The organism is Psychrobacter sp. UBA3962 (assembly GCF_002385225.1).
GTDB lineage: Bacteria > Pseudomonadota > Gammaproteobacteria > Pseudomonadales > Moraxellaceae > Psychrobacter.
The window spans coordinates 48,370-70,595 of the sequence record NZ_DGDC01000020.1; the positions used below are offsets into that span (position 1 = coordinate 48,370).

The 22,226-nt window shown below is 42.4% G+C and carries 29 protein-coding genes, 1 tRNA gene and 1 pseudogene; 25 read left to right on the forward strand and 6 right to left on the reverse strand.

Annotation, left to right across the window (positions count from 1 at the left end; all coding sequences use genetic code 11):
* The first annotated feature begins 29 nt into the window (after window positions 1-29).
* Window positions 30-680: a hypothetical protein gene (locus B3S92_RS04935; protein ID WP_296203346.1), complete on the forward strand. Its 651-nt coding sequence runs from the start codon at window positions 30-32 to the stop codon at window positions 678-680.
* Between the two features lie 96 nt (window positions 681-776).
* Here B3S92_RS04935 and purU read toward each other — a convergent pair whose 3' ends face one another.
* Both purU and B3S92_RS12140 read right to left on the reverse strand, forming a co-directional pair.
* Window positions 777-1,667: a formyltetrahydrofolate deformylase gene (gene purU / locus B3S92_RS04940; protein ID WP_296203349.1), complete on the reverse strand. Its 891-nt coding sequence runs from the start codon at window positions 1,665-1,667 to the stop codon at window positions 777-779.
* A gap of 263 nt (window positions 1,668-1,930) precedes the next feature.
* A complete protein-coding gene (locus B3S92_RS12140; protein ID WP_414706995.1) occupies window positions 1,931-2,245 on the reverse strand; it encodes an excalibur calcium-binding domain-containing protein in 315 nt (104 codons plus the stop codon).
* 120 nt (window positions 2,246-2,365) lie between these two features.
* Between B3S92_RS12140 and B3S92_RS04950 the strand changes: the two genes are divergently transcribed.
* A complete protein-coding gene (locus B3S92_RS04950) occupies window positions 2,366-3,547 on the forward strand; it encodes a hypothetical protein (protein WP_296203351.1) in 1,182 nt (393 codons plus the stop codon).
* Window positions 3,548-3,743: 196 nt separating this feature from the next.
* Here B3S92_RS04950 and B3S92_RS04955 read toward each other — a convergent pair.
* From B3S92_RS04955 to gatC, 4 genes are all read right to left on the reverse strand, one after another.
* Window positions 3,744-3,820, reverse strand: a tRNA-Pro gene (locus tag B3S92_RS04955).
* 55 nt (window positions 3,821-3,875) lie between these two features.
* A complete protein-coding gene (gatB, locus tag B3S92_RS04960; protein WP_296203352.1) occupies window positions 3,876-5,396 on the reverse strand; it encodes an Asp-tRNA(Asn)/Glu-tRNA(Gln) amidotransferase subunit GatB in 1,521 nt (506 codons plus the stop codon).
* Window positions 5,396-6,895, reverse strand: a complete 1,500-nt coding sequence (gene gatA / locus B3S92_RS04965) for an Asp-tRNA(Asn)/Glu-tRNA(Gln) amidotransferase subunit GatA (protein WP_296203354.1) — start codon at window positions 6,893-6,895, stop codon at window positions 5,396-5,398. Before gatA ends, gatB begins: the two co-directional genes overlap by 1 nt.
* Window positions 6,896-7,161: 266 nt before the next feature.
* Window positions 7,162-7,494: an Asp-tRNA(Asn)/Glu-tRNA(Gln) amidotransferase subunit GatC gene (gene gatC, locus B3S92_RS04970; RefSeq protein ID WP_167366843.1), complete on the reverse strand. Its 333-nt coding sequence runs from the start codon at window positions 7,492-7,494 to the stop codon at window positions 7,162-7,164.
* 564 nt (window positions 7,495-8,058) lie between these two features.
* On the opposite strand from gatC, the gene B3S92_RS04975 reads away from it, so the two are divergent.
* The 23 genes and pseudogenes from B3S92_RS04975 (at window position 8,059) to rplR (ending at window position 22,224) form a co-directional block, all read left to right on the forward strand.
* Window positions 8,059-9,087 carry a rod shape-determining protein gene (locus tag B3S92_RS04975; RefSeq protein WP_077450882.1) on the forward strand — a complete coding sequence of 343 codons (1,029 nt, stop codon included), beginning with the start codon at window positions 8,059-8,061 and terminating at the stop codon, window positions 9,085-9,087.
* A 22-nt stretch (window positions 9,088-9,109) separates the two neighbouring features.
* The gene (gene mreC / locus B3S92_RS04980; protein ID WP_296203362.1) at window positions 9,110-10,030 is read left to right on the forward strand and encodes a rod shape-determining protein MreC; all 921 of its coding nucleotides are present in this window, start codon (window positions 9,110-9,112) and stop codon (window positions 10,028-10,030) included.
* Between the two features lie 226 nt (window positions 10,031-10,256).
* Window positions 10,257-10,742, forward strand: coding sequence for a rod shape-determining protein MreD (gene mreD / locus B3S92_RS04985; protein ID WP_296203364.1), 486 nt, complete (start codon window positions 10,257-10,259; stop codon window positions 10,740-10,742).
* 82 nt (window positions 10,743-10,824) lie between these two features.
* A complete protein-coding gene (locus tag B3S92_RS04990; protein ID WP_296203366.1) occupies window positions 10,825-11,448 on the forward strand; it encodes a Maf family protein in 624 nt (207 codons plus the stop codon).
* Window positions 11,449-11,629: 181 nt separating this feature from the next.
* A complete protein-coding gene (locus B3S92_RS04995; protein WP_296203368.1) occupies window positions 11,630-13,453 on the forward strand; it encodes an Rne/Rng family ribonuclease in 1,824 nt (607 codons plus the stop codon).
* 444 nt (window positions 13,454-13,897) lie between these two features.
* On the forward strand, window positions 13,898-14,209 hold the full coding sequence (gene rpsJ, locus B3S92_RS05000) for a 30S ribosomal protein S10 (RefSeq protein WP_007394248.1): 312 nt from the start codon (window positions 13,898-13,900) through the stop codon (window positions 14,207-14,209).
* 93 nt (window positions 14,210-14,302) lie between these two features.
* A complete protein-coding gene (rplC, locus tag B3S92_RS05005) occupies window positions 14,303-14,941 on the forward strand; it encodes a 50S ribosomal protein L3 (RefSeq protein WP_007394247.1) in 639 nt (212 codons plus the stop codon).
* 14 nt (window positions 14,942-14,955) lie between these two features.
* The gene (gene rplD / locus B3S92_RS05010) at window positions 14,956-15,558 is read left to right on the forward strand and encodes a 50S ribosomal protein L4 (RefSeq protein WP_028858248.1); all 603 of its coding nucleotides are present in this window, start codon (window positions 14,956-14,958) and stop codon (window positions 15,556-15,558) included.
* Window positions 15,555-15,905, forward strand: a complete 351-nt coding sequence (rplW, locus tag B3S92_RS05015) for a 50S ribosomal protein L23 (protein ID WP_011959715.1) — start codon at window positions 15,555-15,557, stop codon at window positions 15,903-15,905. The genes rplD and rplW overlap by 4 nt, the downstream gene beginning before the upstream one ends.
* Before the next feature lie 11 nt (window positions 15,906-15,916).
* Complete coding sequence (gene rplB / locus B3S92_RS05020) at window positions 15,917-16,747, forward strand: 50S ribosomal protein L2 (protein WP_077450878.1); 831 nt, start codon at window positions 15,917-15,919, stop codon at window positions 16,745-16,747.
* 11 nt (window positions 16,748-16,758) lie between these two features.
* Window positions 16,759-17,034: a 30S ribosomal protein S19 gene (gene rpsS / locus B3S92_RS05025; protein WP_007394243.1), complete on the forward strand. Its 276-nt coding sequence runs from the start codon at window positions 16,759-16,761 to the stop codon at window positions 17,032-17,034.
* Window positions 17,035-17,044: 10 nt separating this feature from the next.
* On the forward strand, window positions 17,045-17,374 hold the full coding sequence (rplV, locus tag B3S92_RS05030) for a 50S ribosomal protein L22 (RefSeq protein WP_011959717.1): 330 nt from the start codon (window positions 17,045-17,047) through the stop codon (window positions 17,372-17,374).
* A 3-nt stretch (window positions 17,375-17,377) separates the two neighbouring features.
* Window positions 17,378-18,179 (forward strand): annotated as a pseudogene (gene rpsC, locus B3S92_RS05035) (30S ribosomal protein S3).
* On the forward strand, window positions 18,119-18,532 hold the full coding sequence (gene rplP / locus B3S92_RS05040; RefSeq protein WP_011959719.1) for a 50S ribosomal protein L16: 414 nt from the start codon (window positions 18,119-18,121) through the stop codon (window positions 18,530-18,532). The pseudogene rpsC and the gene rplP overlap by 61 nt, the downstream one beginning before the upstream one ends.
* Window positions 18,532-18,726, forward strand: a complete 195-nt coding sequence (gene rpmC / locus B3S92_RS05045) for a 50S ribosomal protein L29 (RefSeq protein ID WP_028858245.1) — start codon at window positions 18,532-18,534, stop codon at window positions 18,724-18,726. Before rplP ends, rpmC begins: the two co-directional genes overlap by 1 nt.
* A complete protein-coding gene (rpsQ, locus tag B3S92_RS05050) occupies window positions 18,726-19,001 on the forward strand; it encodes a 30S ribosomal protein S17 (RefSeq protein WP_037031557.1) in 276 nt (91 codons plus the stop codon). The genes rpmC and rpsQ overlap by 1 nt, the downstream gene beginning before the upstream one ends.
* A 150-nt stretch (window positions 19,002-19,151) precedes the next feature.
* Complete coding sequence (rplN, locus tag B3S92_RS05055) at window positions 19,152-19,520, forward strand: 50S ribosomal protein L14 (protein ID WP_007394238.1); 369 nt, start codon at window positions 19,152-19,154, stop codon at window positions 19,518-19,520.
* Between the two features lie 9 nt (window positions 19,521-19,529).
* Window positions 19,530-19,847 carry a 50S ribosomal protein L24 gene (gene rplX / locus B3S92_RS05060; protein ID WP_296203394.1) on the forward strand — a complete coding sequence of 106 codons (318 nt, stop codon included), beginning with the start codon at window positions 19,530-19,532 and terminating at the stop codon, window positions 19,845-19,847.
* A 21-nt stretch (window positions 19,848-19,868) separates the two neighbouring features.
* Entirely contained in the window at window positions 19,869-20,405 is a 537-nt protein-coding gene (rplE, locus tag B3S92_RS05065) for a 50S ribosomal protein L5 (RefSeq protein WP_019671645.1), read from the forward strand.
* A gap of 12 nt (window positions 20,406-20,417) precedes the next feature.
* On the forward strand, window positions 20,418-20,723 hold the full coding sequence (rpsN, locus tag B3S92_RS05070; RefSeq protein ID WP_007394235.1) for a 30S ribosomal protein S14: 306 nt from the start codon (window positions 20,418-20,420) through the stop codon (window positions 20,721-20,723).
* A 12-nt stretch (window positions 20,724-20,735) separates the two neighbouring features.
* Window positions 20,736-21,134, forward strand: a complete 399-nt coding sequence (rpsH, locus tag B3S92_RS05075; RefSeq protein WP_296203404.1) for a 30S ribosomal protein S8 — start codon at window positions 20,736-20,738, stop codon at window positions 21,132-21,134.
* 194 nt (window positions 21,135-21,328) lie between these two features.
* Window positions 21,329-21,862: a 50S ribosomal protein L6 gene (rplF, locus tag B3S92_RS05080; RefSeq protein ID WP_077450875.1), complete on the forward strand. Its 534-nt coding sequence runs from the start codon at window positions 21,329-21,331 to the stop codon at window positions 21,860-21,862.
* 11 nt (window positions 21,863-21,873) lie between these two features.
* A complete protein-coding gene (gene rplR / locus B3S92_RS05085) occupies window positions 21,874-22,224 on the forward strand; it encodes a 50S ribosomal protein L18 (protein WP_028858239.1) in 351 nt (116 codons plus the stop codon).
* Window positions 22,225-22,226 lie beyond the last annotated feature (2 nt).

The window sequence follows — 22,226 nt, forward strand, 5'->3', positions numbered from 1 at the left end:
TAGATGAAATATAATAATTGGGATAAGCCATGAAAAAGCCAATAATGAGTGCCCTAGCTGCCTGCCTACTTTTAATCGTAGGCTGTAATGCAGAGTCGGAAAAGGCCGAACCTAAAGCGGCTGTAACTAATACAGAAGATGTGGTGCCTATTGGTAATACTCAGACCCCGAATCATGGGCAAGCTGCCAAGTTGATTAAAAAGCCAAACTTTGACATTAAGATTGAAGATTATGGCAATAAGGTCAATGAGTTACTGGCCAATACTGAATTTGCGACTATGACCCTGACAGAAGTAGTAGAAGGAGACTCAGGTGATGCTTTTATTATAGATTATCCGCATCACATAAGCCTTACCGGTGAGGTGAATGAGTCTGGAGTGTTAGAAGCGTTAATTTACACCATGCCCTCCAATGAACAGTTAGAAAAATCGGGTGCTAAATTATCGCAGTTAGTGACAGCTTCCATGTTGGCGTTAAATCCTGAGCTGTCACCATCAGAAGCCAAGCCCAAAGTAGCAGAGTTACTAGATCAAGCTTTCTCTAATTATATTTTGCAAAAGACCCAGCAACGAGCCATAGGAGTCGTTGGAGAAGGAGTGTATGTTTGTGAAATCTCTGAAATGGGCGTAAGGCTATTAATTGAGCCGGCTGAAGGCAGTCGTTTTATTAATAAGGAATAAGATAAGCAATAAAGATAATTAAAAAAAATTAGACAATAAAAAAGTGGGTGGCGTTGGAAAACGCCACCCACTTTTTTAGCTATTCTTTTATTAATATCAGTTAAATACAACGGTCTTATTACCGGCCACAATAACCCGGTTTTGCACATGCCAGTTGACAGCGCGTGCTAAGACATTGCGTTCAACATCACGGCCAATAGCGCGTAGCTCAGTTACCCCTTGACGGTGGGTTACACGGTGCACATCTTGCTCAATAATAGGCCCTTGATCTAAGTCAGCAGTCACGTAGTGAGCTGTAGCACCGATTAACTTAACGCCTTTATCGAAGGCCTGACGGTAGGGGTCAGCACCAACGAATGCAGGCAAGAACGAATGGTGGATATTAATAATTTTCATTGGCCAACGGCTGACAAAGTCTTCTGATAAGATTTGCATATAACGAGCCAATACTAAAAGATCATTACCGGCCATAATTTGATGGATTTTTTCCTCAGCTTCTGCCTTAGTGTCTTTAGTAACAGGAACATGATGAAAAGGAATGCCAAAGTTTTCGACCGCTTGGCGTAGATCATTGTGGTTGCTCACTACACAGGTAATATCACAGTCTAATAGACCACGTTGATGACGCCATAACAAGTCGAGTAAGGCATGATCAAATTTAGACACCAAAATACCCACTTTGGTTTTAATTGCATTGTTATGTAGGCGCCATTCCATTTCATAACGCTTAGCAACCGTGTGCTCAAAGCTGGCTTCAAAGTTATCAATAATTTCACTAAGACCTGCCAATGCAAATTCTAGACGCATGAAGTATTGCCCCCCTTCATGGGCGGTTGAATACTGATCTAAGGTAATAATATTCGCGCCATAGCGATGAATAAACTCAGAAACAGCTTGGACGATACCAGCTTGGTCTTTACACTTAATTAATAAGGTAGCGGTATCAATGGCAGGGTCAGTAATTGGGGCTTTAGTATCTTTTGACATAAAAACTCACTAAATAATAAGATGAAAAAAAGCAGGCAAGACAGTCATTGACTGCCAGCCTGTTCTAAAAAGTAAGTATTAAAATATAGAGCATATTAAAAATATTTGCTGTTAAAGCCTATTATAACAGTTACTGACAGGGGTAAAGTTGACAATAAATCAACTCATTAATAGGTTTGTTTAACCCTATATAATCAAATAACCCACTCGCACTGAGTGGGTTATTTATTTATGCATTCAAAGCTATCGAAGGCAACTATCTGTTATTTAAGTGCTTCGCAAGCAATACCATCATTGTCCCGATCAAGTCCTTTATACCCAGGTTTCTTTGCATCAAAATAAGCCTGAGCTTCTTTTTGAGACTTAAAATCAGAGCATTTAACTTTGGCGGCATGGGCAGGTAGGCTGGCTGATACTAACATTAGGCAAAAGGCTGTAAGCAAAGTTTTATTCATATGACTCACCCTATAACTAATAATTAAATCATCAAAATAAGATATATTAGAATATATATTAATTATATCAATATTATATAATAAAGCCATACCCAGAGAGGGGAATAAGTGAGAGCTACTCATCTCGACAACATATTGCTGTATATTAATCTGATGCTTGAACTTGTTATAGTGTGATAACTTAATATTAAAATAAGAAAGTTTTAACAGTAATAGTTGTTTAGTCGAGTGAGGGGTGGGAATATGGCTTTTATTTTCAACGTTTACCTTATCTTATTTTTGATAATGCCTCTTGTGTTGGTATTTTGGTTAATACGTCCTGCTTACTTTCCTTTTGTGGCCGATATTAATAACCCTCCAAGTAGACTAAAGATTTTGGGCTTATCTTCTTTAGTTTTTATGGTTTCTACGATAATTATCGGTGCTTTTCTTCCTGAAGAGAGTACTCCAGATGATTCTGTAGCAGGATTACTTGCTGGGCTAATTTTATCTATTACGATTATTTACTTATCTATTAAACAAGGTAAGTCTGCCCCAAAGATAGAAGATGATCAGATTAAAGCTCTAACAGCAAAGCCTTTGTTTAATATGGATTTACAGCAGCTAAAACCACCAAGTTTAAAGCCAGATAAAATCCCTAACAAAGAGACTGAGGTTAATAAAAAGCGTTCTTTCTTTGAGCAAAGAAGAGTCAAGTCAGAGACTTACAAACAGCTAATGCTAATGGCGAGTGATGGAGAAATAAACCAGGAGGAAGAACAAAAAATTAAAAAGCTGTTGATGGAGGCAGAGCTTACCGATAAACAGCAGTTACAAGGTTTTATTAAAGCTTATAAGAAGGCTTATGAGCATGTTGTGTCTGATGAGATTGTGACTCAACAAGAGCATGAAGCGTTACATCGCATACAAAAGTTATTTAATATTCCGTCTGACGAAATTTCAGCGGAATTAGAGGTACTAGATAAGCACAGAGTATTAAGGCAAATACAGAGTGGGATTTTGCCCACTTGTCACACCAATATCATTTTAAAAAAAGGCGAGGTGGCTCATTTTAGTTATTTTGCAGATCTAATTGAAGAAAGAGCTGTGAGAGGGCGTTACCAAGGGGGTTCGGCTGGGGTGAGCTTCAGGGTAGCCAAGGGAGTCAGTTTTAGGGTAGGGCAGTCTCGGGGTACTTATAAATCAGATCGAGAGCCTGTTGCTGTCAGTTCAGGAAAGCTTATAGTGACTAATAAGCGTATTATTTTTGATGGGGATAAGAAAGGATTTAATATAACTATTGGACAGCTATTATCTTATGAAGTGTTCGATAACAGTATTTTGGTGAAGCCGACACGGGGTAATCCAAGGTTAGTTCAATTTAGGGACACAAGTTATGATCCTGATATTTTGGATATAGGGATAAATAGCATTGTTTATAGCTAAAGGTGTTGGTATCGTCTTTTTCAATACCAACAGCTATACCAACAAATATACCGTAATTCAACAAAATGACTCTTACCTTGTTGATTAATGCAGAGTTAATAAGACGATCGAATTTACTAATAAATGAGTCAAATCAAATAGTTAAGCGCATAAAAAAAGACCTGCCATATTAAATATGGCAGGTCTTTTAAATGTTTGGTCGGAACGGCAGGATTTGAACCTGCGACCCCTACACCCCCAGTGTAGTGCGCTACCAGACTGCGCTACGCCCCGATGGACAAACTATTTTACTCATTATTAATATTAATGCAAGTGGTTAATCACCATTTTATCCCAAAATCTCTTTCAAGATCTGGTTCACCTGCTGCGGGTTGGCTTTACCACGGCTGGCTTTCATCACTTGACCAACCAGACCGTTAAAGGCTTTTTCTTTACCGCCTTTGTACTCGTCAACCATCGCTTGATTATTGGCGATAACTTCTTCCACCATGGCTTTAATAGCGCCCGTATCCGTTTCTTGCTTCAGACCTTTGGCTTCGATGATTTTGTCTGCTGCGTCTGCATCATCGCCACCTTCACCATCATATAAGGCAGTAAATACTTGTTTTGCTAACTTACCTGACAAGGTGTTGTCGTTTAAGCGCTTTAACAAGCCCGCCAGTTGTACTTCGCTGATAGGGGAGTCGATGATGGTTTTGTCTTCTTTATTTAACGCACCAAGTAAATCACCCATAATCCAGTTGGCAGTCAATTTGGCATGCTCTTTACCAACTGCTTCAAGTACGGTTTCAAAGTAGTCAGCCAACTCACGGCTACCGGTTAAGACACGGGCATCATATTCTGATAAGCCAAGCTCAGTACCGAAACGCTCACGGCGTACCACAGGCAATTCTGGCATACTGGCACGAATAGCATCAACAGTCTCTTGCTCTAGACGCACTGGCAATAGATCTGGATCGGGGAAGTAGCGGTAATCATCCGCATCTTCTTTGGTGCGCATGATACGAGTTTCGTCCGCTTCTGGATCATAAAGCATAGTGGCTTGAACTACCTTGCCACCGTCTTCGATGATGTCGATTTGACGCTCGATTTCACGGTTAATGGCGTTTTCGATATTGCGGAAAGAGTTTAGGTTCTTAAGCTCAGTACGAGTACCAAACTCTTCGCCTGGCTGACGCACAGAGACGTTACAGTCACAGCGGAATGAGCCTTCCGCCATGATGGCATCAGAGATATCTAACCAAGTGACTAACTGGTGAATGGCTTTGATATAAGCCACCGCTTCTTTTGAGGAGCGCATGTCTGGTTCAGACACAATCTCAATTAGTGGTGTGCCCGCACGGTTTAAGTCAATCCCAGTCATACCCGGTACTGCATCGTGCACTGATTTACCAGCGTCTTCTTCTAAATGACCGCGGGTAATACCAATGCGTTTGCCATATTCGTTTTTCTCACCTTCATTAACGATGACATCGATATAGCCTTTACCAACGATGGGGTTTTCCATCTGGGTAATTTGATAGCCTTTTGGTAAGTCAGGATAAAAGTAGTTTTTACGATCAAAGGTATTTAGCATACCCAGCTCTGCATTCACCCCGATACCGAACTTTAACGCACGCTCAATCAAGCCTGCGTTTAATACAGGAAGCACGCCAGGTAAGCCTAAGTCAACGATACTGGCTTGGGTGTTTGGCTCATTACCAAATTTGGTTGATGAGCTTGAGAAAATTTTACTTTCGGTATTTAGCTGGCAGTGAATTTCAATACCAATGACCACTTCATAGCCGTCAATCAATAACTCTTTGCGAACGGGCTGGTGGGTGGTGTTACTTTCAGTGATAGCAGTCATTAGATGCTCTCCTGTGCAGTAGCAGATAGCTTAGTGTGATAGTCGGTGTGTTGCTGGAAGATATGAGCGGTCGATAGTAGCTTACTGTCATCCCAGTGATTGCCAATTAATTGTAGACCCACAGGCAGACCTGATTCGGTGAAGCCGGCAGGCATACTGATGGCTGGTAGACCCGCTAGGTTGACCCCGATGGTGTAGACGTCACCTAAATACATGGTCACTGGATCTAAAGCGGTATCAAGCTTATAGGCCGCGGTAGGGGCGGTTGGACTTGCAATCACATCACACTTATCAAAAGCTTTTTTGAAATCTTCTAAGATTAAGCGGCGTACTTTTTGGGCCTTAGTGTAGTAAGCATCATAGTAGCCGGCAGATAGCGCATAAGTTCCCATCAAGATACGGCGTTGTACTTCATCACCAAATCCTTCCGAGCGTGAACGGGTATATAGATCTGCTAAGTCTTTTGGCTCTTCACAGCGATAGCCAAAACGTACCCCGTCAAAGCGAGATAAGTTGGAAGAAGCTTCTGCAGGGGCTAGCATATAATAAGTTGCTAGAGTGATAGCAGGGTCGGTAATGTTAACCTCAACAATAGTCGCACCTAAGTCCTCATACTGTTTAAGCGCATTGCGAACATTGCTATCTACTTCAGTATCTAAGCCTTGACCAAAGTATTCTTTTGCCACCCCAATGCGTAGACCCGCAAACGGTTTGTCAGTATCAGCTTTTTTAACAGCGCTGTGCATATCGGCAATGTAATCAGGGACTTCGCGTTTGATGGAAGTAGCATCACGAGGGTCGTGACCAGTCATAGGCTGTAGCAAGTAAGCGCAGTCTTCTGCCGAGCGCCCAAAAGTACCGGCTTGATCTAAACTTGAGGCATAAGCAATCATACCAAAGCGAGATACGCTGCCGTAAGTAGGCTTCATACCCGTTAAGCCGCAGAATGAGGCCGGCTGGCGAATTGAGCCCCCAGTGTCACTACCTGTAGCAAATGGAACAAAACCGGCTGCCACAGCTGCCGCAGAGCCGCCAGATGAGCCGCCAGGAACCCGACTGGTATCCCATGGGTTGTGTACAGCGCCATAGTAAGAGCTTTCATTGTCTGAGCCCATGGCGAACTCATCCATGTTCAGCTTCCCTAAGCACACAGCGCCGGCTTCACGGATATTTGAGACGATAGTGGCATCATAGGGCGACACAAAGTTGTGTAGCATTTTTGAGCCAGAAGTGGTGAGTAAGCCCTTGGTACAAAATAGGTCTTTATGGGCCATAGGTAGACCCAGTAGCGCTGAAGTATCGCCTGCGCTGCGTTTTTCATCCGCAGCTTTGGCTGCTTGGCGAGCGCCTTCTTCATCAACAGTGATAAAGCTGTTGATTTTCTCATCGAGCTTATTGATACGTTTTAGAAAATGATCGGTCAGTTCTACACTGCTAAACTGCTGGTTTTTTAGACCATCAGCAAGCTGAGCAACAGATAGGTGATGTAGGTCAGACATATTGGGTGTCCATTATTATTAAAGATAAGGGTTATTAAAGGTAAAAGTTATTAAAAGTAAGAAGGTTATTTAAAAAAAAGGGTAAAAATGTTTTTTTGGCTACTATCCTCGGCTACAACTTTATAAGCATTTTTATAAATTTACGCTTTCAGTCGTTATTTGTTTTTCATCCTACTTGGTTTTAAGTCAGGTTGGTTTTCTTTAATTTTTAACAAAGAAGATAGTTTTTAATGAAGCCAAAGAAACTGCAACGTAATAGATAAGGGTTATTCAATAACTTGCGGTACCAGATATAAGCCTTGTTCGACTGCTGGGGCCACAGATTGATTCAACTCACGGTCAATATCAGCATTGGGAATATCCGCACGTAATTCTTGAGCAGCTTCGTGCACATTAGATAGGGGCGCTACATTATCAGTATCTACGCTTGAAAGGGTTTGCATCATGTCTAAGATTTTAGCGATGTCCTCAGCGAAGGTTTGTGCCGCTTCTTCATCTACCGCAAGGCGAGAAAGCTTGGCTACTTCCAAAATATCAGTGGTACAGATTTGATTGTCGCGGTTAGGCGTCTGCGAATTTGATGTGCTATCGGTAGTCATGAGACAAAGCATCCTTTTTAAAATCGGTTAATAGAAAAATGAGTAAAGACAGTAAATAGAAAAGTCAGCAAAAATTAAGATAATAGAAGTTTATCAAACTGTTTTTATGGTATCGGGCTATTATAATGCAACTGACACTTATTTTCAGTGGTTACCTTGATATGCGATTGGTTGTTAATATTATAAATATTGGTCTCATTAATTTATTCAAAGAAGTCACAATAACAGCAAAGCCCTATCAATAGAGCCCGTTATTGAGTAAATAATGAGTTTGACATGAGATGTTGCAATTTAATACGGCAGAGTTATATGAAAAATATGATATTTACATGATTTATCTATAATTAACCGCTATAATTTGCACCACCTGAATATTTGAATAAATTTTCAAGGTTTATTCTTGTCGTCATGCTTTACTTTGGTTAAAGTGTGTCATTTCTATTCGACAAAATCTTAAAATATTTTTTAAAATATTAGACTCTTTTTTGAGAGCCAGTCTCTGCTTATTAAATGCATGAGATGATGACGCTACTCTTTAACTCGCAATACGCTGGAACACGATACATGAACCCGTTTGGATTTCTATCTAACAACATCGCCATTGACCTTGGTACTGCCAATACATTGATTTATGCGCCTGGAAAGGGTGTGGTTCTCGATGAGCCTACTGTTGTGGCTCTGCGTAGTAACCGTACTCAGAACCCAACGGTGGCTGCTGTCGGCATTGATGCAAAGCAAATGCTAGGTCGTACTCCCGATAATATTACCGCAATTCGTCCTTTAAAAGATGGGGTCATTGCAGATTTTGAGGTCACTCAAAAAATGCTGAAGCACTTCATCAGTAAAGTGAAAGCCAGACGCTTCTTGGCCCAGCCAAACGTTGTGGTTTGCGTGCCTTGCAAGTCTACTTTAGTTGAGCGTCGTGCTATTCGTGAGGCGGTATCCTCAGCGGGAGCCAATAAAGTTTTCTTATTAGAAGAGCCTATGGCTGCTGCTATTGGTGCAGATTTGCCAGTCCATGAGGCCAGCGGGTCAATGGTGGTGGATATCGGCGGTGGTACCACAGAGATTGCGGTTATTTCATTATCAGGTTGTGTCTATGCAGACTCAATCCGTATTGGCGGTGATATCTTTGATGAAGCAATCATCACTCATGTGCGCCGTAATCATGGCTGCGTGATTGGGGAAACCACCGCTGAGCGTATTAAGCAAAGCGTAGGGTCTGCTATTGATGAAGACGCTAAGCTTGAAGTTGAAGTTCGTGGTCGTAGTATGGCAGAAGGGGTGCCAAAAACCCTAACCGTTACTTCTGAAGAAATCCAAAAAGCTTTAAGTGACTCTTTAACCGGTATCGTTAGTGCGGTTAAAACGGCGCTTGAGCAAACGCCTCCTGAATTATCATCAGATATCGCCGAGCGTGGTATTGTATTGACTGGTGGCGGGGCATTGCTACGTAATTTTGATAAATTACTGTCAAAAGAGACGGGGCTACCAGTTACTGTAGCTGAAGATCCGCTAACCTGCGTTAGTCGTGGTGGTGGTGCTGCTTTAGACTTTATCCATAACAAAAGTTTAAATATGATTTTTGTATAATCTATAAGTTTGTAAGTTCACTATGCCAACGACCCTATTTGCTCAGTACAATCTTACCTTAAGAAAAACAGCGGCCGTATTATTGGTCGCTATGGTTTTGATGTTATTGGACAGTAAAAATCCTGACTGGTTTAATCCTATACGGGATACCAGCCATTCAGCGATGCAGCCTATTTATCAAATGTCGGTACTGCCAACCTTTGTTAGTCACTGGGCAGATGGGACGTTAATGAGCAAAGAGGCGTTACGACGCGAAAATGTACAGTTGCATGCGCAGTTGTTACATGCGCAAGCTAAGCTGCAACAGCAAGATTATGTGCTGGCTCAAAACGCACGTTTGCAAGGAATCTTATCTACTACCAAGCCAGATCAGTATGAATTAAATTTGGCCCAAGTAATTGGTACCGATACCAACCCCTTAAAGCAAATTGTAGTATTGAATAAAGGCAGTAAAGATGGGGTACAGGTTGGCCAAACTGCCATTGATGAAAATGGTATCTTAGGTCAAATCATTAATGTCTATCCAAATACCAGCCGCTTGTTATTGATTACTGATGAGCTACAGTCTGTCTCAGTTACTGTCAGAAGAACAGGGCAGCGTGCTATTGTTACTGGTGAAGGAACGCCCAGCACTCTGAAACTTGATTATATATTCAAAACTTCAGACATTCGCGTTGGCGATGAGCTAATCTCCTCTGGCTTAGGGGGCCGCTTTCCAGCCGGCTACCGTGTGGGCCGTGTGGAATATATTAGTCCTGAACAAAATGAAAACTTCATGAATATTGATGTGACCCCGGCAGCAGATTTTGTGAACAGCTCCTATGTGTTAATTATGCAGGACAGTGAGCATGCGCCAAACTTTAGAGATGATAGATTTGCAGGCTCTTTAGAGCTCACTCAGATTCCCTATGTTCCCCCTAGTCGTTCTATTGAGTCTAAGTGAGTGGCACAGTGATGTTGCTGAGTCTGTTGTTAAAGCACAATTTAGAGCGCCGAATATTATGGCCCCGATTGTCAGAGGAGGGTAACAGGCTTACCGGTCACTTTTCTATCCCCAGTTCTCTCATAACCCCAATAATCCTGATGACCCTCATAACCCGGATGACCCTCATAAATAGTCATTGCCTAAGCTTATCTATTGAGGCTTCTTAAAAGGCGCTGCTGCTATTATGATCAAAACTCCTTTAAGCCCTTTCCAGTCTTTAATAGTGGTTATTGCAAGTTTTGTAGTAGCTTCTGTTATTAATATCTACCCCATGAGCTTAGAAGCTTCTTTGCTGCGTCCTATGGCACTTATTATGGTGCTTATTTTTTGGTTAATATATAAGCCAAATTATGTGGGAGTAGTGACCGCCTTTGCCATTGGTATCATCTCAGACTTACTATTGGACACGCGCTTGGGTCAACAAGCCTTTGCGGCTGTAGTGATGGCCTTCTCCGTTAGGTTTATGGGGCAGTATATTAAACAGTTGAATTTGTCTATTGTTTGGGCAGTGGCTACGGTCGCCTTGATAGTTTTTCAGCTGACTTTATGGTTGGTACAATATCTCACTCAGAATATATTTTTTACCAGTGCCTTATTTAGCTTGATAGTCAGTATTATTACTTGGCCGCTGGTCTATATGTCCTTGAATCATTTTATAAAAAAATACTAAAACCACGCCAGCTACTTTTGTCTACACAGCCTAGTCTATATTTTAATAAAACCTCCTTCACCTCTGATACTTTGAGCATATAATGAAAATTATTCTGGCTTCTACCTCTCCGCGTCGTCAACAATTATTGGCCTTGGCAGACATCGACTTTGTTACCCAATCGGTTGAAGTGGATGAAAGTGTGCTACCTAACGAGACCCCGCAGGATTATATTGTACGAATGGTGCAAGCCAAAGCCACGGCAGCAGGACAGAACCTAACGGGCTGCTATGAGGCAGGTGAGGATCATTATTTAGTGATTACCTCAGATACTATTGGGGTGCTTGCTGACGGTCTGTCTATTTTAGTGAAACCAACGGATAAGGCGGATGCCTTTGCTATGTGGCAAAAGATGTCTAATACACAGCATGCGGTTTGGACGGCTGTACAGCTAACCGTTTTCGATAACCAGGCTAATCGTCTTTATAGCAAAAATATTTTAGAGAAGACCGAAGTTACTTTTATTGAATTAGACGAGCCTGCTATGGAAGCTTATTGGGCCAGCGGTGAGCCTGCTGATAAAGCGGGCGGCTATGCCATTCAAGGTAAAGGCGCAGCTTTGGTAGAGCGTATCAACGGCAGTTACACCAATGTCGTTGGCCTTCCTTTGTCACAGACTTTGGCGGCGATTAAAAATATTGAGAAGCGGCTAGCTGGCCGAGAGTAGACTAGATAACAATTTTTCAGAGTCAGTGGTACACTGGAGCTTATAAAAAGATATTTTCGTAATTTATTTTGAAGACAAAGTGACTCTAAAATTAAAGCTGCTATAAAAGAAAAAATATCTCGCTATAATTACTTGTCTTTACTAAAACATATTTAATCAATAATAAGATAAAAGGTCTGCTATGTCAGAAGAGCTACTCATTAATGTTAGCCCAATGGAATCTCGAGTTGCTGTTTTAGATAATGGTGTCGTCAGTGAGGTTTATATTGAGCGGCATAATAAGCTTGGCTTGGTGGGCAATATTTACTTGGGCACTGTGGTACGGGTTCTACCCGGCATGCAAGCGGCATTTGTAGAGATTGGACAGTCTCGTACCGCCTTCTTACATGTCAATGATATGCGCCGTTTACCTCGGCCAACGGTAGTAGAAGATAAAACTTCGGCACCGCCGCGTCCCCCTAGTCGACAAGAGCCTACGGTTTTAACCAGCATACCAGTGGACCGCTCTGAGCATATTGCCGAAAACACCTCTAAGGCCGACAGTGATATCTCATCATTAGAGACTGGATTAATCAGTGCCTCAATAGTAGAAGGGGAGCCTGATAGTCTTCGAGAAAAGCAATCCGTCTTAGCGGATGAAACGTCCAATTTTCAAAGTGACTTGCACGACAATTCTCTATTAGATAATGACTCGCCAGATAAAGTAGGAAATGCGATCACTCAAGTAGAAAAGTCGCCTACGGTGGTTAAAGAGCGCCAAGTGATTGAGCCACCCCGTCATGAATTAATCCAGTACCGGCTTCATGAAGGCCAAAAAATATTGGTACAAGTGACCAAAGATCAGTTAGGAACCAAAGGCGCGCGCCTAACTACTAATATCTCATTGCCGTCTCGTTATTTGGTTTATTTGCCATCTAGTGAGCATATTGGCATCTCTCAGCGTATTGATAATGAAGAGGAGCGCCACCGCTTAAAGACTGAGCTAGCCCAGTTGATGCAAACCGTAAATTTAACGGGAGGCTTAATTGCTCGTACTGCGGCAGAACGTGTGCCTGTTGCTAAGCTTGAAGAGGATATTTATTACTTAGTACAACTGTGGCGAACCATTCAAGCGCGTAAAGACGCTTCCGCAGGCAGTGGTCAGGCAGCGGTGCTCATTTATCAAGAGTTGTCTCTACCGCTGCGCTCGATTCGAGACTTGGTACACCCCGATACCGAAAAAGTTATCGTTGATCACGAAGGCATGTATAACGAAGTGCGTCAGTTTGCTAAAGAGTTCGTGCCCTTCATTTATCCGCGTATTCTGCCGTATATGGGAGAGCAACCTTTATTCGATGTGCATCGGGTAGAGGAGGACTTAAGAGATGCGCTAAAGCGTCGAGTGGATTTAAAGTCAGGCGGCTACTTGATTATTGATCAAACTGAAGCGATGACCACCATCGATGTCAATACCGGCTCATTTGTCGGGGGTCGCTCGCTTGAAGACACCGTCTACAAAACCAACTTAGAAGCCACTCACGCTATCGCTAGACAGCTTAGGTTGCGTAATCTAGGTGGCATCATCATTCTTGATTTTATCGATATGCTAGAGCAAGAGCATAAAGATGATGTCCTAGAAAGCTTACAGCATCAGCTGGCTCAAGACTATGCTAAGACCAAAATCACTCAGGTCAGCGAGCTTGGCTTAGTTGAGATGACTCGTAAACGTACTCGTGAATCGTTAGAGCAGCAGCTTTGTGAGCCCTGTAAGACGTGTGAGGGTAAGGGTTTTATCAAAACCGCTGAGACTGTCTGCTTTGAGATTTTCCGCGAGATAATGCGCTGTGCCCGTACTTATAATTCGCCGAAGAAATTTACAGTAGTGGCTCATGCGTCGGTCATTGATTTGCTGTTGTCTTCTGAAGCAGATACCGTTGCTGACTTAGAATATTTGCTGGGCAGAGTGATTACTTTTGAAGTGGAAAATCTGTATACCCAAGAGCAATACGATATCGTTTTAGACTGATAATTTAGGCGAAATAGGCGAGGGAGGGGTAACTGTTATTAAAATGTAAAATCGACAGATTACCCCCTGTTTACGGTCATTAAAAGTAACAAATACCCTTGCAATCGATTGTCAACTGTGTATAATACAACCCACTGAATTTATATGAGCGTTTCAAGTAAGTGTGATCAAATACGGCAGCGTATTAGACTGTAAACACTTGTAAAGCTTGACGTTAATACAGCTGAAGCATCGTTTTCGGCACTAATTTCATTCTTCTTTGCTACCTTCCTATATGGAAATGGTGGGCAAGGATTAAACTTATTTTGTTTTTTGAATTGTTGGATGTGATTAACCTCACGATTTAACCAAAAAATGAATCATTTATATAACGGCTATTTATCATTCAAGACCTGCCATTAGGGCAGCAATGATGATAAAACCACTTATTAGGAGCTTGCTGGCATGGCTAACCAGAGAATCCGTATCCGACTAAAATCTTTTGATCATAGATTGATCGATCAGTCGGCACAAGAGATTGTCGATACCGCAAAGCGCACTGGTGCGCAAGTTTGTGGTCCTGTACCGTTGCCTACTCGCATCGAGCGTTTCAACGTCCTAACCTCGCCACACGTCAACAAAGACGCGCGAGATCAGTACGAGATTCGTACTCATAAGCGTATGCTTGACATCGTGCAACCAACTGACAAAACAGTTGACGCATTGATGAAATTGGACTTGGCTGCTGGTGTAGACGTTCAAATCGCATTGGGTTAATCAAAAGCGCGTATATTTAAGCGTAATGATTAATAAAACGCGACTTTTAGATATTACCCCAAACTATTAATTGAAGATATAAAGAGGTTTAACATGGCGATCGGTTTAGTCGGTAAGAAATGCGGCATGACCCGTGTCTTCACTGAAACAGGCGCTTCTATCCCTGTAACGGTTGTTGAGGTCGATGCAAACCGCATTACTCAAATCAAAACCAATGACACTGACGGCTATCAAGCCATCCAAGTAACCACTGGTGAGCGTCGTGACAGCCGCGTAACTGCAGCACAAAAAGGTCACTTTGCTAAAGCTGGCGTTAAAGCTGGCCGTGGTACATGGGAATTCCGTGTTACAGAAGAAGAACTTGAAGGACGTGAAGCGGGTAGCGAAATTGCTGCTGACCTATTTGAAGCAGGGCAACTTGTGGATGTTACAGGTCAAAGTAAAGGTAAAGGCTTCCAAGGTGGCGTAAAACGTCATAACTTTAGTATGCAAGATGCTACTCACGGTAACTCAGTATCGCACCGCGTATTGGGTTCTACAGGTCAGAACCAAAGCCCAGGTAAAGTTTTCAAAGGTAAGAAAATGCCAGGGCAAATGGGTAACAAACGTGTTACCGTTCAAGGACTTGAAATCGTGTCAGTAGACGCTGAAAAAGGTCTTCTAGTCATTAAAGGTGCCATTCCAGGTGCCAATGGTGGCGATGTCATCGTACGTCCGTCAATCAAAGCCTAAGCAAGGGGATTAACGTGAATTTAAAAACTGTTACAGGCGCAGCGGTTGAGCTGTCTGACACGGCATTTGGTCGTGAATTCAACGAAGCCCTCGTTCACCAAGTCGTCACTGCTTATTTAGCAGGCGCACGTCAAGGTACCCGCGCACAAAAGACTCGTGCTGAAGTTTCTGGCGGTGGTAAAAAACCATGGCGTCAAAAAGGTACTGGACGTGCTCGTGCAGGCTCAATTCGTAGCCCTATCTGGCGCAGTGGTGGTCGAGCGTTCGCTGCTAAGCCACAAGACTGGTCACAGAAAGTGAACCGTAAAATGTATCGTGGTGCGATGCAGTGTATCTTAGCCGAACTAGTTCGCCAAGATCGTCTAATTTTAGTTGAAGACATTACTGTTTCAGCTCCAAAGACAAAAGAACTAATTAGCAAATTGGAAGAACTTAATGCACCACGTGCATTAATCGTGACCAATGAAGTTGATGAGAATCTATACTTAGCTGCCCGCAACATTCCACATGTGAATGTACTTGGTACTAACGAAGTGGATCCTGTTAGCTTGATTGCGTTTGATAAAGTCATCATGTCTGTTGACGCAGCGAAACAATTTGAGGAAGCACTAGCATGAATAACGCAAGACTTTATCAGGTCTTAAAAGGGCCTGTGTTCTCAGAGAAATCTCAGCTGTTAGGTGACTCGCTAGGTGTGCAGGTTTTCAAAGTTGATAACAATGCCACTAAGCGTGAAATCAAAAAAGCAGTCGAGTTAATGTTTGAAGGTGTGGAAGTTACTAAGGTAAACACCTTAAATGTTAAAGGTAAGACAAAGCGCTTTGGTCGCACTGTAGGTCGTCGTAATGACTATAAAAAAGCCTATGTGACTTTAAAAGCTGGTCAAGATGTACAAATGGCTGATGCTGGTGAAGAGATTGCAGACAATGCAGCTTCTACTAGCGAAACAGCGAACAACGAATAAGGATACAAATCATGCCTATCGTAAAAGCAAAGCCAACATCACCAGGTCGCCGTTTTGTTGAAAAAGTGGTGCATCCACACCTTTACAAAGGTCGTCCGCATGCCCCACTTGTTGAAGCACAAGGTAGATCAGGTGGTCGTAATAATAATGGTCGCATTACGTCACGTCATATTGGTGGTGGACATAAGCAACACTATCGTATTATCGACTTCAAGCGTACGAAAGACAATATTCCAGCAACGGTAGAGCGTATCGAATACGATCCAAACCGTACTGCTCATATTGCTTTACTTAAGTACTCTGATGGTGAGCGTCGTTATATCATCGCTCCTAAGAAACTTAAAGTTGGCGATACTGTAATGTCAGGTGAGTCATCACCAATTCGTCCAGGTAACTGCTTACCACTTAAAAATATTCCTGTAGGTACTACTATTAGTAATATTGAACTAAAAATCGGTAAAGGCGCGCAATTAGCTCGTTCAGCTGGTGCTTCAGTTCAACTACTAGGTAAAGATGGTATTTATGCAATTATCCGTTTACGCTCTGGCGAAACTCGCCGTGTACACGTAAATTGCCGTGCAGTTATTGGTGAAAACTCTAACTCTGAAAATAACCTAAAATCACTTGGTAAAGCAGGTGCAGCACGTTGGCGTGGCGTTCGTCCACAGACACGTGGTACTGCGATGAACCCGATTGATCACCCACACGGTGGTGGTGAAGGTCGCACAATGGGTAAACATCCAACTACGCCATGGGGTCAGAAGACCAAAGGTCTTAAAACGCGTCACAATAAGCGTACTGACAGTATGATCATCCGTCGCCGTCGCGCCAAGAAGAAATAAAGGAAAATTTCATGCCTCGTTCATTGAAAAAAGGTCCATTCATTGATGCGCATCTGTTTGCCAAAGTAGAAAAAGCTGTTGAGTCTAACTCACGCAAGCCAATCAAAACTTGGTCACGTCGCTCGATGATTCTGCCACAAATGGTTGGTCTAACAATTTCTGTTCATAATGGTCGTACACACGTACCGGTTATCATTAGTGAGCAAATGGTTGGCCATAAACTAGGTGAATTTGCCCCGACTCGCACATATCGCGGTCATGGCTTTGACAAGAAAGCAAAAAAATAAGGTGCTCACTATGGAAGTAACTGCAAAATTACGCGGTGCCGCCATTTCGGCACAGAAAGTTCGACTTGTCGCAGATGAAGTTCGTGGTAAGTCTATTGAGCGTGCTTTGGATATCCTTGCGTTCAGCAATAAAAAAGGCGCAGTATTCGTTAAGAAATGTCTTGAGTCTGCTATCGCTAATGCTGAACACAACCACGGTTTAGATATCGATACGCTTAAAGTATCAACTATCTATGTGGATGAAGGCATCACGCTAAAGCGTATCCTACCACGTGCAAAGGGTCGTGCTGATCGTATCAGTAAACGTACCTGTCACATCACTGTTAAGGTAGGAGAATAATTCATGGGACAAAAAGTACATCCAATCGGAATTCGTCTTGGTGTTGTAAAAAAACACAACGCTAACTGGTATGCAGACCCAAAACAATATTCTGAATACCTACTTAACGATCTACAAGTACGTGACTATCTTCGTAAGAAGTTAGACAATGCTATGGTTAGCCACATTATGATTGAGCGTCCTACTGGCGCTGCTAAAATCACAATTTCAACGGCTCGCCCAGGTATCGTTATTGGTAAGAAAGGCGAAGATATTGAGAAGTTACAGAAAGAATTAACTAAAATGATGGGCGTACCAGCTCAGGTTAATATCGAAGAAATTACTTCTCCAGATTTAGATGCTCGTCTAGTTGCTGAAGGTATCGCTAGCCAACTAGAACGTCGTGTTATGTTCCGTCGTGCTATGAAGCGCGCAGTACAAAACAGCATGCGTTCTGGCGCTCAAGGTATTAAAGTTGAACTGTCTGGTCGTTTAGGTGGTGCTGAGATCGCTCGTACTGAGTGGTATCGTGAAGGTCGTGTACCTTTACACACTCTACGTGCCGATATCGATTATGCATCAGTTCGTGCAGAGACTACTTACGGAACCATCGGTGTTAAAGTATGGATTTTCCGTGGTGAAATTCTAGATGGTATGGATAGCGTTTATAATCCTCCTAAAGAAGATAAGACTCGTGCGCCAAAACGCCGCGGCCGTGGAAACCGTCGCAATTCAGACAGAGCAAACACAGATAGAGGTTAAGCTATGTTACAACCAAAACGTACCAAATTTCGTAAAATGCATAAAGGGCGTAACACGGGTTTAGCACATCGTGGTAGCACTGTTGCATTTGGTCAGTTTGGCTTAAAATCAGTTGGTCGTGGTCGTATGACTGCTCGCCAAATTGAAGCCGCACGTCGTACTATTACTCGTAAGGTTAAGCGTGGTGGTAAAATCTGGATTCGTGTATTCCCAGACAAACCAATTACCAACAAACCATTAGAAGTTCGTATGGGTAAAGGTAAAGGTCCTGTAGAGTACTGGGTATGCGAAATCAAACCAGGTAAAATGCTATATGAGATCGAAGGGGTTTCAGAAGAGTTAGCCCGCGAAGCGTTCACGCTAGCCGCAGCTAAGCTTCCCTTCAAAACTACCATTGTTAAGCGGACGATAATGTAATGAAGATCAGTGAATTACGAGACAAATCAGTAGAAGAGCTGACTGGATTACTAGATGAGAAGCAACTTGATGCTTTCCGTCTTCGTATGGCGAAAGCCACCGGTCAACTAGGTAGCACACACGAAGTCAAAGCAAATCGCCGTGCGATTGCTCAAATTAAGACTTTGATTAATGAGAAACAAAGAGGCGCCTAATGAGTAACGATATTCAACAAACCGAAGGTGTAGGTATTGTTACTGGTAAGGTTGTCAGTAACAAGATGGATAAGTCAATTACAGTGCTAATCGAGCGTAAAGTTCGTCACCCACTATATGGCAAACAGATCCGTCGTTCTACAAAAATTAAAGCCCACGACGAAAACAATGTCTGTAAAGAAGGTGACGTGGTTCGTATCATTGAAACACGCCCAATCTCTAAGACTAAGTCTTGGAAACTAGTTGACGTTGTGGAAACAGCGGAAAAAATATAAGCAAATTGCAATTGGCATTAATTACTGGTAAAATACGTCCCCTTTATGGCGACATACCAGATTAGTGAATACTTCATGTGATTTTTATAATTGCATGAAGTAAATTCACCAGTATTGTTATTGCCTATTGTATATTATTGGAGTAACGCGATGATTCAGACTGAAACAATTCTGGAAGTTGCAGATAATAGTGGTGCACGACGTGTACAGTGTATTAAGGTACTAGGCGGTTCACATCGTCGTTATGCCTCTGTAGGCGACATCATTAAAGTATCTGTTAAAGAAGCAATTCCACGTGGTCGTGTTAAGAAAGGCGATGTAATGAATGCTGTGGTTGTACGTACCAAAAAAGGTGTACGTCGTCCAGATGGTTCAGTACTACGTTTTGATGACAACGCTGCTGTATTGCTTAACCAGAATAAAGCCCCGATTGCCACTCGTATCTTTGGGCCGGTAACTCGTGAACTACGTGGTGATCAATTTATGAAGATTGTATCACTAGCACCAGAAGTACTGTAGAGGTAACCCATGGCTAAATTACGTAAAGGCGACAGTGTTATTGTTATTGCTGGTAAAGATAAAGGCAAACAAGGCATTGTGCTAGCGGTAAAAAATGACCGTATCAAAGTGGAAGGTATTAACATCGTCACCAAACACCAAAAGCCAAATGCGGCAACTGGTGCTGAAGGTGGTATCGTTAAGCAAGAAGCATTTTTACATATTTCTAACGTCGCAATTTTTAATGCGCAAACCCAAAAAGCTGATCGTATTACTTATCAGTTTGACGAAGACGGCAAAAAACAACGCGTCTATCGTTCAAACGGTGAAGTAGTGGCGACTGCGTAAAACACTAAGGGTGTAATAGCAATGGCTAGATTAAAATCACTATACAATGACCAGTACAAGCAACAGATCAAAGAAGAACTAGGCTTGGAAAACGTCATGCAAGTACCAAAGATCACCAAAATTACTCTTAACATGGGTGTTGGCGGTGCTTCACAAGACAAGAAGCTTTTAGAAGGTGCCGTAGCGGACATGACTGCAATTGCAGGTCAGAAGCCGGTAATCACTAAAGCTCGTAAATCTGTCGCTGGCTTTAAAATTCGTGAAGAATGGCCAATTGGCTGTAAAGTGACACTTCGTGGCGAGCAAATGTATGAGTTTTTAGATCGTCTCATTGCTATTGCTATCCCACGTATCCGTGACTTCCGTGGCTTTTCACCAAAAGCTTTCGATGGTCGTGGTAACTACTCGTTAGGTATTAAAGAGCAAATCGTTTTCCCAGAAGTTGATTATGATAAAATTGATCGCCTTCGTGGGCTTGATATCACTATCACGACATCTGCTCAGGATGACGAGCAGGGTCGCGCACTGCTTAAAGCATTCGGCTTCCCATTCAAATAGGAATAAAGCATTATGGCAAAAAAGAGCATGATTAATCGCGAATTAAAACGCGAGAAAATGGTTGCTAAGTATGCTGAGAAGCGTGCAAATCTTAAAGCAATCATTAGTGACATGAACGCAAGTGATGAAGAGAGAATGGACGCCATTCTTGAGCTTCAATCACTGCCACGTAACTCGTCTCCAGTTAGACTACGTAACCGTTGTGGTGTAACTGGCCGTCCTCATGGTTACTTCCGTAAGTTTGGTTTATCACGTAACATTTTACGCGAACGCGTAATGCAAGGTGATGTTCCAGGCGTTCGTAAAGCTAGTTGGTAAGGGAGTAATACTATGAGTATGCAAGATACAGTTGCTGATATGCTAACCCGTATCCGTAACGCACAAATGGCACGTAAGGTTTCTGTTGCTATGCCAAGCTCAAAGCTACGTAAGTCAATTGCTGACTTATTAGTAGAAGAAGGTTACATCGCATCTGCTGAAGTAACTGAAGAAGGCAATGGTAAAGCAACTTTAGAAATCGAATTAAAATACTTCGAAGGCAAGCCTGTTATTGAAGTAATTAAACGCTACAGCCGTCCAGGTTTACGTCAATACCGCGGTAAAGACGCAATCCCATCGGTACAGCAAGGTTTAGGTGTTGCGATTGTTTCAACCAGCAAAGGTATTATGAGCGATCGTGCTGCTCGTGCCGCTGGCATCGGTGGTGAAATCATCGCATTTGTTGCTTAAATCATATTTTGTATTATTTAACTTTTTTAAATTCTATTAATAGGGTATAATGGGCGCCTTTATTTAGGCCCCTAGTTACTCAAAATAGTTTAAAGCTTAAGTAATATAGAGCTGATTATTTAAATTAACAGGCCTAGTGCCTGTTAATTTTTTCATAATCATTCGTTATTTATCTGTTATTAAGGAATACTCCTATGTCTCGTGTGGCTAAAGCCCCAGTAGCACTGCCTAAGGGTGTAAGTGTTACTTTGAACGGTCAGCAGGTTGAAGTTAAAGGCAGTAAAGGTACTATGTCTTTACACCTGCATGATTTGGTCGAGCTAAAACAAGAAGATGATCAACTGATCTTATCACCTGTTTCTGACTCTAAAGAAGGTTGGATGCACACTGGTACTATGCGTTCATTAGTGAACAACCTAGTAGTAGGTGTTTCTGAAGGTTTTGAAAGAAAACTTCAGTTGATTGGTGTTGGTTACCGTGCCCAAGTAGCAGGTAACAAAGTAACTTTAAACGTTGGTTACTCTCACCCAATCGAATATACACTTCCAGAAGGTGTAACTGCTGAAACCCCAAGCCAAACTGAAATCGTTTTAAAATCAAACGATAAGCAGGCATTAGGTCAAGCTGCTGCGAAAATCCGTGGTTATCGTCCGCCTGAGCCATATAAAGGTAAAGGTATCCGTTATAGTGACGAGCATGTGGTTCGTAAAGAAGCTAAGAAAAAATAAGGTGAAATGACATGTTTGATAAAAGAGCTGCTCGCTTACGTCGAGCTAAGAAAACACGTGCCCACATCCGTCATCTAGGTGTGCATCGTTTAGTTGTTAACCGTACCCCACGCCATATTTATGCTCAGATCATTTCTCCAACTGGCGGAGAAGTATTGGCACAAGCATCTACGCTTGATAGCACTTTACGCTCTGGCGCTACTGGTAACGTTGAAGCAGCTACTGCTGTTGGTAAACTTATCGCTGAACGTGGAAAATCTGCTGGTATCACTAAAGTTGCTTTTGACCGTAGTGGTTTCAAATACCACGGCCGTGTTAAAGCATTAGCTGACGCCGCTCGTGAAAATGGATTGGAGTTTTAATC